Origin of the sequence: Nostoc paludosum FACHB-159 (genome assembly GCF_014698835.1) — a bacterium.
Classification (GTDB): Bacteria; Cyanobacteriota; Cyanobacteriia; order Cyanobacteriales; family Nostocaceae; genus Nostoc; species Nostoc paludosum.
The window spans coordinates 1-13916 of sequence record NZ_JACJTU010000050.1; the positions used below are offsets into that span (position 1 = coordinate 1).

Sequence of the window (13916 nt, forward strand, 5' to 3'; positions counted from 1 at the left end):
GACCTTCTGAGGCTCAACGTTGACCTTCTGAGGCTCGACGTTGACCTTCTGAGGCTCGACGTTGACCTTCTGAGGCTCAACGTTGACCTTCTGAGGCTCGACTTTGACCTTCTGAGGCTCGACGTTGACCTTCTGAGGCTCGACGTTGACCTTCTGAGGCTCGACGTTGACCTTCTGAGGCTCAAACTTAAACTTCACAAAACCTGGTTAATATCAAAATCTAGATTATAATTCCTGAGACATATTTCTGCCTCAAGAAAATTCTGATGAATGTTCTCATCAATTTATTGTTTTTTTTACTGCCAATTTTGAGTAGCCTGTGGATTGCTCAAAGTTTCGATCCTTTATCTTCTTATCAGCCTCTCCAAAAGATAGACGGTGCAGCTTTATATAGAAAAGAATTAACGAACGGTAACGAAGCTTATTTACAAGTTATTGACCTCCGCAAAATGCACGTTGACCAAATCATTGGAGAGGTCAATAATATGGGTCAAAATCAAGGTAAATATTATCAAGGAGAAGGCGGACATTACAGTCCTTTCTTCAAAAATAAGTTATTCTCTGAAGTTGCAGACGAATATCAAAAACTTTACGCTAACAACGTTTTTTCTATTATTAATTGTTCTTTTTTTGAGCAATATCAACCCAGCACTCAATTATCTTTTCCTATAAAACTCAATGGTGTAGTCATCAGCGGCGGTAATAGTCCCTACGGCCCGGTCAAAGAACCAAAAGACAAATATTATAGTAATATTCGCCTCAAGGCTTTAGTCTGGGATGATCAGCAGGCATACATTACAAATTACGATCGCGTTAGTGGTGCGCCTCTGAATCAAAAAGCAGTAAAAAACGCGATCGTCACTTACCAATACAGCGATCATCCGGCAAAAGTATTAGCTCAAAATCAAGTGAATAAATACCAAGTCATCGGTACTCTTAACAAAGATAGTGTTAAGGGTGACGAGTTGTTGTTGATTATGACAGTGAACCAAGCAACTTTAGACGAGGCAGCGGATTTATTACGTAAATTAGGAGTCAAAGGCGATATCATTACCGTTGACGGAGGCAGATCGACTTATTTGTTCAATCCCCAAAAAGGAAATATTATTGTCCCACAACTATCTAATCTGCAAGAAAATCCCACTTTCCGAGACTTACCTCATTATCTAGGATTCCGTAAGAAAAGTAAAAATCAAGTTGCACCAAAAATTTTCCTCAGTCAACCAGCAGGCAAAGTCATTGCAAACAAAGATCAGCCTTATTTAATATTGTGGCGAGACAATTTTGATGGCGATGTCTCGATTAGGTTGTACTATGAGAAGAAACTTATTCAAAACATTTCTTCCCGTACTGCTAGCGATGGCGTTCATGAATGGACACCACGTATTCCTATAAAAGAGGGCTATTTTGTTCGGGTTTCTAACTCCAAAGACCGGAATATCTTCGGGCAGTTGCAATTTTAGCTCAATGGGAAAATGAAATGGATAACTGGCTGATCGCAAACCTCTCAATAAGATTGGCGGTGTGGCAGTGGTCGGAATTGTCATAGTTTCTCACAGTAAACAATTAGCTTTGGGTGTGCGGGAACTCGCCGCGCAGATGGTTCGGGGCGAAGTCCCCATTGCTATTGCAGCAGGTATTGAAGATCCGGAAAATCCCTTGGGTACAGATCCCATCCAGGTTAGTGAAGCGATCGCTGCTGTTTTCTCTGATGATGGTGTCTTGGTGTTAATGGATTTGGGTAGTGCTTTACTCAGCGCAGAAATGGCGCTGGAGTTTCTACCAGAGGAACAACGGCAAAAAGTATATTTGTGTGAAGCGCCTCTAGTGGAAGGTGCGATCGCTGCTGTGGTAGCCGCAGCAGCTGGTAGTAATATTCAACAAGTGATGGCGGAAGCACGAGGCGCATTATTAGCAAAAGCAACTCAATTGGGTGGAGTTAGTAGCCCTGCGTCGGTTGTGGATAGCCACATCCCAGCCAGCAATCCAGAATCCCCAACGCGAGAAATCCGGCTGATTGTCAGCAATCGCTTAGGCTTACACGCCCGCCCCGCAGCCCAGTTTGTAGCAACCGCAGCCAGATTTCAATCTCAAATTCTGGTGCAAAATTTAACTAGAAATAGCGGGTTAGTCCGGGGTGACAGTATTAACCAAGTCACAACTTTAGGGGTGCGTCAAGGACACGAATTGCTAATTACTGCCACCGGCTCAGATGCAGATGCAGCACTGGCAGCATTGCAAGTATTGTTTGCCACTAATTTTGGCGACGATAATGCTGCTTTTAATCATCCACCAGTTTTGCAACACAAAGTTACCCCAGCCACTGATGGCGAACTGTCGGGAATTCCGGCTTCTGCTGGAGTGGCGATCGCACCTGTTGTTCATTATCAACCCGCCCCAATTGCAGTTACCGAATATCACGTAGATGATACCGAAGCAGAGTGGCAAAGGTTACAGGCAGCAATTCATATCGCCCGCCAAGAAATTCAGGCGGTGTTCTCACAAGCATCTTTTCAAATTGGCGATGCTGAAGCTGCAATCTTTGACGCCCATTTACTATTTTTAGAAGATCCAGTTCTTTTAGAAGCGGCTTATGGGCGCATTTTAGAACAGCATATAAATGCCGAAGCCGCTTGGCAAGGGGCAGTCGATGAAGTGGCAACCTCCTATCGCACACTTGAGGACTCTTATTTGCAAGAGCGAGTGGACGATGTTGTGGATGTGGGACAAAGGGTGATGCGCTTACTAACTGGAAATGCCCCTGCAAACTTGCATCTAGAGTCACCAGCGATTTTGGTAGCCAGCGATTTAACACCTTCAGATACCGTCGGACTAGACCCGACAAAGGTACTGGGCATTTGTACAACTTCTGGGAGTGCCACTTCCCACAGTGCAATTATCGCCCGGACTTTAGGTATTCCCGCAGTTTTGGGAGTAGATGCCCAGGTCTTGTACTTGGCAGATGGTACACTTATGGCATTGGATGGTGAAAGCGGCAAAGCTTGGGTGGAACCAGAGTTAGACATTCTAGAACAGCTTCAGGCAAAGCGAGAAGCTTGGCAAACAGCCCAACAGCAAGCACGAGCCACGGCACACCAGCCAGCAATTACTCGTGATGGTCGGCAAGTGAGTGTTTTTGCCAATATCGGCAGTATTGCTGATGTCCAAGTTGCTGTAGCTAATGGTGCCGAAGGTGTGGGACTACTCCGCACCGAGTTTCTCTATTTGGACAGAACAAGCGCCCCCACTGAAGAAGAACAATTAGCAGTGTATCAGGCGATCGCTCAAGTTTTGGAACATCGTCCGCTGATGATTCGGACTTTGGATATTGGCGGCGACAAGCCACTTCCATATTTGAGGGTAGGGTTTCCCGAAGCCAACCCATTTTTAGGTTGGCGGGGAATTCGTTTTTGCTTGGGTAATCCAGAAGTTTTCAAAACTCAGTTACGGGCAATTTTGAGAGCCAGTGTTGGACACGAAATTAAAATTATGTTGCCGATGATTGCTACTTTAACGGAGGTGCGTGCAGCTAAAGCAATTCTCGGTGAGGTGCAGGCTGAACTCAAGCAAGCTGGTATTCCCTATGATACAGGAATAAAATTAGGGATTATGGTAGAGGTGCCATCAGCAGTGGTGATGGCAGATCGATTAGCTGCTGAAGTAGACTTCTTTAGTATCGGCACTAATGACCTTAGCCAGTATGTCATGGCAGGCGATCGTACTAACCCACGGGTGGCAAATTTAGTTGATGCGCTGCATCCAGCGGTATTAAGGATGGTAAAGCAAACCGTTGAGGCTGGTCATACAGCAGGAATTTCCGTCGGTTTATGTGGCGAATTGGCGGCAGATCCTTTAGCAACAGCGATTTTATTAGGTTTGGGACTGGATGAATTAAGTGTAAATCCTCAAAGTATACCTGCAATTAAGCAGGGCATTCATCAGTTAAGTTTAGCCGAGAGTGAGGCGATCGCCGCATCAGCATTACAACAAGATTCCGCACAACAGGTCAAAGAGCTAATCTCAACTTCAGTTAATCGCCCTGGGTAAATTCGGTGTCCTGAGCAAATATCTTCTCGATATCTCGCGCCCCATGCAAGACACGCATAATTTCAATTCCTCCTTCAACCGTCCGATAAAAGATGACATAATTACCAGAGGGAAAGCTCTTTATACCTTCGCCTAACTCAGCACGGTTACGACCAATTCCAGGCATAGCAGCAAGTTTCCTAAACAATTCGGTAAAGCGGTTAAGCAATCGTCCCAATATTGGGAGGTCATTTGAAGCTATGTATTCATAGATGTTATCGAGGTCGCTGACTGCTAACGGCGTAAAGGTATAATGACTCATGAAGCGTCAGCCAAACCAGCCTGGTAACGAGCTTGAAGTCGTGCCATAACTTCTTCCCCATCGAAGAGTTCGCCTCTATCAGCTTGGTTAATACCCTTTTGAATTTCCTGTTGCAAGTTTTCTAGCTTCAGTTGGTTTAACTCTTGTTCAAGCTGCTGCAATCGATTTAACATCTGTTGGAAAGTATGGGCATCTTGAACTACTACCGCTGCTTCCCCATTCACCGTTAATACCAGTGGAGCTTTTGTTTCTTTAATTTGCTCAACATAATTGCTGGCATTGCGGCGAAAGTCTGTTAGCGAGTGAATATTTTCAACGTTGACCATCATCGCACCTAATTAAGTACCTAAATCGATACTATTTTTTTTTATGCTGTGCGTCAACCAGAAAACCAAAGCTAAATTAACCCTACCTGAAGCTGAGGCGATCGCCGCATCAGCATTAGAACAAGATTCAGCACAACAGGTCAGAGAACTATTAACGCACCCACACCCATGATTGTAGAGACGGCGATTTATCGCGTCTGTTGCCTTAACCGAAACCGAATGGCCTATTCTTGGGTGTAGAGACGTTGCATTGCAACGTCTCTACATGTTGGCGGTTTGAAAAATCTGTTCAGCAGTTAAATTCAATTCCGGGAACGTTGGTGATTCAATGACATCGCCCTGAAGAAACTGTCGGACTTGGTATTCCCCTTCAACCAACAAGTAAACTGAGATAGTTGGTTGTTTGGGATTGCCAATAAATCGTCTACCACCTAAAGCTGCATAATCTACAATCCAGTATTCCCCGATACCTACTGCTTCATAGTCAGCAGCTTTTTTTAAATAATCATCTCTCCAGTTGGTACTTACAACTTTAATTACCAAAGGAATTGATGCTGCATAGGATACAGTTGATTCTTTTTTCCACAAAGGCTCGTTTACTAAATTAGGACGATTTAAAATCAACACATCTGGTGAATAAGCTGAATCAGCTTCCAATGGTTTAATAAATGCTGTTTTGGGAATGAAGTAGGGCAGTTTAAGTCTTTTAATTTCGGCAGATATTTCCAGTGCCAAAAAACCGACAATTTCTTCATGGTCACCTTTTGGTGGTACCATCTCAACAATTACTCCATCATGTAGTTCATAGCGTTGCTGTGCGTTTTCTGGATACCAACTGATAAATTCATCGAATGTTACTAGTTGACGTAAGACTTGAGTCATAGTTATTGCTTATTGGGCATTGGGCATTGGGCATTGGGCATTGGGCATTGGGCATTGGGCATTGGGCATTGGGCATTGAGCATTGGGCATTGGGCATTGGGCATTGGGTATTGGTTATTTCTCTCTCACTCCCTCATCTCCCCAGTCCCCAGTCCCCAGTCCCCAGTCCCCAGTCCCCACCTTCCCAATCCCCAGTCCCCAGTCCCCAATCCCTATATCTCCCAAATTTTGATGGTTTGGTCTGTACTACCGCTGGCAAGTAACTTACCATCAGGACTTAAAGCTAGAGAATTCACTGTCTCTGAATGGCCAGTGAGGGTTTGCAGTAGTTCGCCTGTGGAAAGTCGCCAAATTTTGATGGTTTTATCTGCACTACCGCTAATTAGAGTTTGTCCATCTGGAGTAACGGCTAAGGATTTTACTGCTTCTGAGTGTCGAGTTAATGTGTGCAGCAATTTACCAGTAGCCAAATGCCAAACTTTGATGGTTGTGTCAGCACTACCACTGAAGAGAAATTGTGCATCGGGACTCATGGCAATTGAATTAACTTCGCTATCATGACCGTTTAGCGTACTTAACGGGTCGCCCGTGCGTGGATTCCACAACCTGATTTTGTTATCAGAACTACCGCTGGCAAGAATCGTACCATCAAGGCTGATTGCTACGGCATGAACAGCCGATGAATGCCAAAGGGTACAAATGCGGTCGCCTTTATCTAAATTCCAAATCTTGATTTTATTACTGCCACTGGCAAGAATTGTACCATCTGGGCTGATTGCCACGACATTTACAGGTTTTTGATGCCCTAAAAGTGTGTGCAATACTTTGCCTGTTTTCAAATGCAAAACTTTGACATTACTTTTGGGGTGTTCGCAGCTACCAATAGCCAGGAAACTACCATCGGGGCTAATTGCTAGAGATGAAACTTCACCCAAATTCTCTGTGAGAGTGCGAATTAGTTTCCCAGTTTGCAGATTCCAGAGACTGATGGTTTTGTCTGCACAGCCGCTAACTAAAATTTCGCCATCAGGGCTAACGGCCACAGAAGTGACTTTACCAGCATGTCCAGTGAGGGTGTACCTGAGATTGGCATTTTCTAAGGTAAGTTTATATTTGAGAGTGGCGATCGCATCTAACAGTTTTTCTACACTGAGAATACTTTGGCGATCGCCCACAGTTGTAAAATATGCTTTTAAGTTTTGGAAATACTCTTCATCTTCAATTCTCACAGCCGATTGCATCGCCTCTAAAGGGTTAGCAAATTCCTGTGGTGAGGCTTGACGCAATTCCAACCATGTGCTGATTGAATAATCAATTTGTTCTTGTGCCCAAGAGCGATCGGGTAAATGAGATAAACTTTGAGCTAACTGCAAAGCCAACTCTGGAACCCAATAACGTCGTTCCTGTTCTAGAGCTTGGTAGACTTGTTTATAACCTGTGGCTATCGCTTGCACAGATTGTAAATCAAAAGCATCTTTGAGCAAACTTGGCAGCAACTTTGGCAGCAAAGGCGGTACATCGTGATGAACTAAATGATAAATATCCGCTACCCAAGCAGCAACCAGAAAGTGACAAGTAATCAATACTTGGCAAAGTTTTTCAAAATCTTGATGATTAACTTGATACTGCAAAGATAACTTGCTCACATCAATCCCTTGAGCTTGCCATTTTTCTGATTTTTCTAAAATAGCCAAGTTAAATACATTATCTCTACCCAAAAGATTGATTTCTTCTAAATTTTCTCCCAGCGCTAATAATTCATCTCGAATTTGCTTCCACTCCAGAGCGCGACTTTTAGCAGATTCCTGAAGAATTTCTTTATAAGACAACCGTGCAATTGTTTTGTAGTAATACCTATCTTGCTTGAATCCCCAATAAGCAATCCGAAAATTTAGATAATCTCCATCATTTTCTGATTCTAAAATTAAAATAGGCTCTGTTTTTAATATGCCATACAGAGCCTTGATACTAGATTCACTATGAAAACGTTTACTATCCCAAGCCCCTGCTAAAAATTCTGTTGGTCTAATGGGATTGTGCAGAGAATAATGCTGATTGAACAATTTTCTTAAACCTTCAGCCAACATTAGTTCTATTTCAGAAACACCATCAGTCTTATGTTCAAATTGGTCGAACTTGATTTGGGGAGGAGCGAGAAAAACTTTTAGCGGAGTGCGTCCTTGATTTGTATGAGATTCTAAAATTTGTGACGGATATAATCTTAAAGGCCAACTATCAAAAATTTTGTATACTTCTGGTAACTTAAGAGTAGTCTCTCTTTCTTGATTTGCTACTTTTAATTGTGTTTCACGCTGATAAACAGCTAATTTTTGTTGCAGAAGTTTTGTTTGTTCAAAACTTGAGTCATAGCTATCATTTTCTGCCATCAGATTCTTGCCAAACCTGACAGCTTCATTGATGACTGTTGGCAATAGATAATTAGTTGTAGTCAGACTTTCTTCTTTTCTCTTTTGTATCAGGTCTACAATTACAGGTGCAAACTCTAATACCAATTGAATTAGTAATCTTAGCCCTGGCTCCATAAGGAGAGTCCTGTTAAATAAATAACACTAACAGTGTGCCGAAAATCTGAATAATAGCCGAGTGTTAGACATTGTGTAGACAATACACATTACTCTTTGTCTATAGAATGTCATCTATCCAAAAAGATAGCATGTATTGTCCAAATTTTTCCACAACAGTTATCAGGCGTATGATGTGGGATTGAGACGCAGCATCTAGTATTTCGTTTAACCAATGTGTATTACGAAGCTATCAAACGATTATAGCTACCCTAAATCATTTCAAGACGGATTTTAGATTTTGGATTACCCCCACGGATAAACCTAAAGGAGGAGCCATTGATTAAAAAAAATCTATCGTTTGTTCCCTATTATCTATTCCTAAAGATTACCAATAAATCAATTATTCAATTTTGTAAAATCTTGTGGGGTGGGCGTCTCGCCCGCCCCTAACTCTAAGGACACAAAATATCGATTGACAATAATAATTTCGATATTTTTTAATTTGCAAATCCCCTATTGCCCATTGCCTAACTCAAGACACCTGTTAAAACCTGATTCCCACTTGCCCATTAAAGCCGCGAATAGAATTGTAACCAGCACCTACAAAAACATTATCAGTTGCGCCTACCTGAACACCACCTGAAACCGCAACACCTTTATCTTCTGAATAAAGTCCAACTCCTACATAAGGTGAAACCACAGGCAAACTGATAAATTTCAAAACATCTACTCCTGTAGCACCATCAGGGCCTGTTCCTAGTTCAACTCCAAAATTCAAAGCCCTAGCACCTACAGCATAAGTTACATCACCATCTTTGCCACCCACTGAAACCCAAGGTTGCGGTATCAGTTGAGCCGATGCTTGACTTGGAGCAAATAAAGTGAAAAATCCTATGGATGTAATTAATGTTTTAGCAATAAAGCCTATTTTCACGTTGTTTTCCTACACTAACTGCCGCATTTTAATACTTTTCTCAGAACTAGCTTATTTCAGCACTGCTGTTAACTAAGATTTGTCCATGATGGCTAATGCTGACGCAATGAACCTCATTTAAGTGCCCCCATTCAGATAAAAAAATACAGCGTCTTTCAGGTAAATTAAGTACATGGGTAGGGGCTTTACAGCTGTACATTAGTGTCAACTTAAGCTCAAATACTCAATTTATCGTGGTTTTAGATCCCCCAATCCCCTTAAAAAGGGGGCACAAGGCTCTAGTTCCCCCCTTTTTAAGGGGAGTTAGGGGGGATCGAAAATCTAGGTAGCACATCGAAAAATTTTGAAATGCTTATCAGACTAGTCTTTCACGTTAAGTTGACACCAATGACAGCTGTTTTGCCCTTACGATGATCTGTACCTCACTCGTTTGCAATCTGTTGTATTTATCCAATTAGCATTACGAGTCGCAAAAGCAACTTTTCAAGTCGCAAAAGCTGCTTTTCAAGTCGCAAAAGCAACTTTTCAAGTCGCAAAAGCTGCTTTTCAAGTCGCAAAAGCTGCTTTTCAAGTCACAAAAGCTGCTTTTCAAGTCGCAAAAGCTGCTTTTCAAGTCACAAAAGCTGCTTTTCAAGTCGCAAAAGCTGCTTTTCAAGTCATAAACTTGATTTAAGACCCGTAAAACATCTTAAATTAGGCTTAAAGCTTGATAGTCTTACAATAAACGCTTAATTCGGATTACCTAGCCAGTTTTTAATCCAAAATCCAAAATCTAAAATCCAAAATCCCTACTACTCCCAAGTGGATACATTTCGCAACACATCGGGAATTTCCCCTTGAGACAACGGAAACTCTAACACAGTCTCTCTGTAACCCAAATACCCAGATTCAGCGAACGATAACAGCATCCGCGAAAGGGCCAGCCAAACCTCCGGCTCATATTCCCAATCACGATAACGGGAAGCTTGGCCAGCAATTGAACGTAGTGCCCAGAAATATGAATTTCTCACCACAGAACCGCCCTTTTTAAACTCTGGCAAATCTTCATGGTGGATAAAAAGTAATTTATTTTCAATCCTCGCTCTCATTGAAATTTTGGATTTTAGATTTTAGATTTTAGATAAAAAGTAAATCTTAAGTAATGCGTTATAGCTAGGACTTACGCACTGAAGCCTGAAACCTCGATCCCCCCAACCCCCTTAAAAAGGGGGGAATTCTAAAGCCCCCTTTTTAAGGGGGTTGGGGGATCTGAGTGCGTAAGTCCTGATAGCTTTAGCCTAACGCACCATCTTATCTCTGTGTTCTCTGCGCCTCTGTGGTTAGAGAAATCTAAAGCACAGAGTACACAGCGAAAAGTCGGCATCTACAAACTTGAGCTTAAACCTACACGAAAAGTAAAACCAGGGCTATATATGCGGTTGACTCGCTCGTATTGTTCACCTAACAAATTTTCGAGGTAAACTGTCAGTCCTAAATTGCTAGTTAAAGGTATACGACCGGTGAAATCTAAATTCACAAAAGATGGTGCAAAATCTGTAGTCCTATCACCAGGGTTCGTAAAGATAGACCTGCGAGCGCCACTGTTGTAAGTAACATATAAGTTAGCTTGCCAACCTGCACTTTGATAACCTACACCAGTTTGGAGTACAGAGTAAGGAATTAAACCTAACTGCAAACCTCTTTCTGCTCCTGTTTTGATTTGGGCATCTGTATAAGTATAGTTGAGAAAAGTTGACCAACCAGCAGCAATTTTTAATTGCAATGCGGCTTCTAAACCATTGGTATCTACTAATCCAATGTTTGCCCATCTTCCTGCTATGATTCCCAGGCGATCGCGTATACTACTACCAAAGTAAGTAAACTGCCCAATCAAATTGTCAGAAAATTTGACATCCACTCCTGCACTCCAAGTTGAACCGATTTCTGGCTCTAAATCAGGATTAGGTTCCCAACCATGAACCGTATCATAAACATATAACTGATCTAACCCAGGATTGCGTTGTCCCCCGGCCCAACTTCCGCGCACTGCTACTATTGGTGTAACTGCATAACGTAAACCGGCACTAGGATTCAAATAACTTCCAAACTCGCTGTCAAAGCTTTGTCTGAGTCCTAAATCTACCAGAAAACTTTCGCTAATATTCAAAGTATTCACAGCAAATAAAGCTGTATTGAACAAACTCCTATTTTCAATTTCGTTATTGCCAATCCTACTAGGATTTGTACTCAAAACATCACCGATTAAGTCGGTGTTTTTCAAATCTAAACCCCAACGCAATTTATTATTGGCAGTAATTCTCCATTCATGATCTACTCTAGCTGAGAGTTGTTGTGTATCTAAAACTCCTGTACGGGAAAATATTCCTGTAGGGCCATAGGTGCTGAAATAATCTTGGTTATAACCAATTGTTGTTGTCAGATTAGAGCTTTCTCCATTACCTAGTCGAGTTTTCCAAGATAAGCCAACATTTAAACCGTCGTGGTCTAATCTATCTTGTTGGAGAGGAAAACCAAAATAAATTAAGCCGCGACGACTACTGAGTTTAGTAATATCTAAGTTCAAAGAATTTCTTCGATCTAAATCTAGGCCAATACTACCAAAGTAAGTACTTGTAGCTGTGTCTGCATTTGATAAAAACCCTTGGCTATCTCGATTTGCTGCACCTACAGGTACGCGATAACGGTTATCTGAAAAGAATCTTTCAAAGCTAAAATTGTATTTTACAGAACCAACCGAACCACCATAGGTTACTTGTTGATTATTTAAACTCAATGAGCCAAATTCTGTAGTACCAGAAAATTTCGGCTGTCCATAACCTTCTTTGGTGATGATATTAACAACTCCCCCAAAGGTTGAGGAACCATACAAAGTTGATGCTGTACCACTATATAATTCTACTCGCTCGATCGCTTCTACAGGAATGCTATTTAAATCAGTTGCACCGTGATAGGTGTTGACATTATTGTTAATTGGTCTGCCATTAATCAGATATACAGATTGATTAATTGAAGCTCCACGGTAATATGTTCCTGTGTGAATATCTGCACCGGGGCCGACATCATTAATAGCAAAACCAGGCATTCTTTTTAAAACATCAGCTAAGCTGGTTGCACCTTGCTTTTGAATTTCTTCTTTCTCAATTACGTAAGTTGGTGTAGACTGAGGCAGGCTGTCTGATTCTGCGATCGCTTCTATGTTAATGTCTTCATCATCGCTAGAATCTGACTCTGTTTCCGGCTGAGTTTCTGACTCAATTTCACTCGGTGTAGATTCTTGAGTTAATAATTCAGCATTAGTCGCCGGTAAGTCGATTTCACTCAAACTCGGAATATTTGAAATAGCTTCGGTTGATTTATTCGTATTTCTCTGTTCAATTTCAGTATCAGCAGCTAAACCAGGAAATGCTATCAGTAAAGTTGGTAAACCTACTGTTAGCAAGGAAAAATACTTTTTCACGTTCTCTTTCACACCAAGTTAAAACAGTCACCACGCGTATTCTTGCGGTTGCGGTAGAACTATGTCAAAAGACACAGTGTCATATTTGCATCAATTAGGAGTACAGCACCTCAGATTTTGCAGCTACTTCAAAAGCGCCTACTCGAAAATAAGTAGTTCTATGTGTTGTTGGTTTGGAAGTCGTTAAATCAGCGATCGCTCTTCATACTTAGCCCTAAATTAATTTATATACATTAATACTGATTGTCTATAATCCTTTTTTAAATAAGCTTTTTAGAAATTTACATCAAAACTTAAGTAGTGACTCAAGTAACAAATAAATATTACCTTCACTGATTTTGCAGACTTGAACACACACAATAAATATAGTTATGCTTTGTAAATGCAAGTTTTGTATTTTTTGTCAATCTATAGATAGAAATGTAATTTTATGCTATGTATATTTTATACACTAGCTATATGTATAGAATAATATCGCTCTTTTGATAGAAGATTATATCTCTTGTTAGCTTTTAACCTTGTTAATCAACTAAGATACATGTTTTTATAACATACATCTATGTCATAAAATCATGACTTATATGTAAAAATACTGATTTAAACGGTATATAAATTGAAGCAATGATTTTTTATCAAACTTTATTAAAATATAGATACATAAAAAATTACTTAATTTATATCTATCAACCAAGCAAAATACTTAGATTGACTAAGTACATAAAAGTAATTTTATTGACAAATAATTTTTATTTAATTTTAAAAAAACTACAGACTACATGCATTTAAGTTAAAAAAATCAGAGGTAATATTTTTGACAACCACTCAAAAAGCTAGTTTCATGGAAATAATAAATTAATCTAGAGAATTTGTAAGTAGAGGTTTTAGGCTTTAACTGAAAAAATTTCTCAAGGAAGCAACATTTATTTATAGATAAAAAAAATCAAAAAAATGCCCAAATAAATTATTTAATAAAGAGTCTTTATCTCTAGCATTTTAGATTTTTGATTTTGCAGATAGTCAAAAATTAAGCTTTGGGGATTACAAAACTTTCCCAAGAAAATTTTGAATTCAAATCGGGAGCTAAGGTGTTCAGTAAGCTACTCTAAAAACTACAGCTTTTATAATATATTTTCCTAATTTTAAAGACTGATTTAAGTAATTTAAGTCCAACTAAGTATTACAAACGATACATTGTAATCAAAATATCTGTCAATTAATTAAAATTGCTCAAGAATACGGTTACGATTATAAAAAAAAAGTTAAATAATCATTCATAAGTTAGGAAGTTCAACCGAACACCACTAAAAAACAATTTTTCTACTTGACTAGTGTACTAGCCAAGTCAAGTTTTTCTTATTAAATAATTATTAAATCAATTGAGATATCCATAAAATGATAAAAAATTAGTTATTCATATAAATCTACTAATAAAAGCAAGCAATTT

13 protein-coding genes are annotated in these 13916 nt (G+C 40.2%); 6 read left to right on the plus strand and 7 right to left on the minus strand.

The genetic code is table 11. The features are described 5' to 3' along the window. From H6H03_RS31520 to ptsP, 3 genes are all read left to right on the plus strand, one after another. A partial coding sequence (locus H6H03_RS31520; RefSeq protein ID WP_190958978.1) for a hypothetical protein occupies positions 1-231 on the plus strand: 231 nt, incomplete at its 5' end. Positions 232-266: 35 nt separating this feature from the next. Then, positions 267-1463: a hypothetical protein gene (locus H6H03_RS31525; protein ID WP_190958979.1), complete on the plus strand. Its 1197-nt coding sequence runs from the start codon at positions 267-269 to the stop codon at positions 1461-1463. Positions 1464-1530: 67 nt separating this feature from the next. Next, the gene (gene ptsP, locus H6H03_RS31530; RefSeq protein WP_190959002.1) at positions 1531-4047 is read left to right on the plus strand and encodes a phosphoenolpyruvate--protein phosphotransferase; all 2517 of its coding nucleotides are present in this window, start codon (positions 1531-1533) and stop codon (positions 4045-4047) included. Here the strand turns inward: ptsP and H6H03_RS31535 are convergent. Together H6H03_RS31535 and H6H03_RS31540 are read right to left on the minus strand one after the other, a co-directional pair. Next, complete coding sequence (locus tag H6H03_RS31535) at positions 4031-4348, minus strand: type II toxin-antitoxin system RelE/ParE family toxin (RefSeq protein WP_190958980.1); 318 nt, start codon at positions 4346-4348, stop codon at positions 4031-4033. The genes ptsP and H6H03_RS31535 overlap by 17 nt on opposite strands. Further along, positions 4345-4677 carry a type II toxin-antitoxin system Phd/YefM family antitoxin gene (locus H6H03_RS31540; RefSeq protein ID WP_242058083.1) on the minus strand — a complete coding sequence of 111 codons (333 nt, stop codon included), beginning with the start codon at positions 4675-4677 and terminating at the stop codon, positions 4345-4347. Before H6H03_RS31540 ends, H6H03_RS31535 begins: the two co-directional genes overlap by 4 nt. Positions 4678-4717: 40 nt before the next feature. Here H6H03_RS31540 and H6H03_RS41560 point away from each other — a divergent pair, with 40 nt between their 5' ends. Then, a complete protein-coding gene (locus H6H03_RS41560) occupies positions 4718-4846 on the plus strand; it encodes a hypothetical protein (RefSeq protein WP_277926210.1) in 129 nt (42 codons plus the stop codon). A gap of 89 nt (positions 4847-4935) precedes the next feature. On the opposite strand, the gene H6H03_RS31545 is transcribed toward H6H03_RS41560, so the two are convergent. Continuing rightward, positions 4936-5556 carry a Uma2 family endonuclease gene (locus tag H6H03_RS31545; protein WP_190958981.1) on the minus strand — a complete coding sequence of 207 codons (621 nt, stop codon included), beginning with the start codon at positions 5554-5556 and terminating at the stop codon, positions 4936-4938. A gap of 5 nt (positions 5557-5561) precedes the next feature. Between H6H03_RS31545 and H6H03_RS31550 the strand changes: the two genes are divergently transcribed. After that, the gene (locus H6H03_RS31550) at positions 5562-5819 is read left to right on the plus strand and encodes a hypothetical protein (protein WP_190959006.1); all 258 of its coding nucleotides are present in this window, start codon (positions 5562-5564) and stop codon (positions 5817-5819) included. Here the strand turns inward: H6H03_RS31550 and H6H03_RS31555 are convergent. Next, positions 5769-8099 (minus strand): WD40 repeat domain-containing protein, encoded by a 2331-nt coding sequence (locus H6H03_RS31555; protein ID WP_190958982.1) that lies wholly within the window; start codon positions 8097-8099, stop codon positions 5769-5771. The genes H6H03_RS31550 and H6H03_RS31555 overlap by 51 nt on opposite strands. Before the next feature lie 526 nt (positions 8100-8625). Then, positions 8626-9015, minus strand: a complete 390-nt coding sequence (locus H6H03_RS31560) for a hypothetical protein (RefSeq protein WP_190958983.1) — start codon at positions 9013-9015, stop codon at positions 8626-8628. A gap of 430 nt (positions 9016-9445) precedes the next feature. Between H6H03_RS31560 and H6H03_RS31565 the strand changes: the two genes are divergently transcribed. After that, complete coding sequence (locus H6H03_RS31565; RefSeq protein ID WP_190958984.1) at positions 9446-9688, plus strand: hypothetical protein; 243 nt, start codon at positions 9446-9448, stop codon at positions 9686-9688. Positions 9689-9806: 118 nt separating this feature from the next. On the opposite strand, the gene H6H03_RS31570 is transcribed toward H6H03_RS31565, so the two are convergent. Both H6H03_RS31570 and H6H03_RS31575 read right to left on the minus strand, forming a co-directional pair. Next, positions 9807-10103 carry a hypothetical protein gene (locus H6H03_RS31570; protein ID WP_190958985.1) on the minus strand — a complete coding sequence of 99 codons (297 nt, stop codon included), beginning with the start codon at positions 10101-10103 and terminating at the stop codon, positions 9807-9809. Between the two features lie 275 nt (positions 10104-10378). Beyond that, positions 10379-12472 (minus strand): TonB-dependent receptor plug domain-containing protein, encoded by a 2094-nt coding sequence (locus tag H6H03_RS31575; RefSeq protein WP_190958986.1) that lies wholly within the window; start codon positions 12470-12472, stop codon positions 10379-10381. Between the last annotated feature and the right edge of the window lie 1444 nt (positions 12473-13916).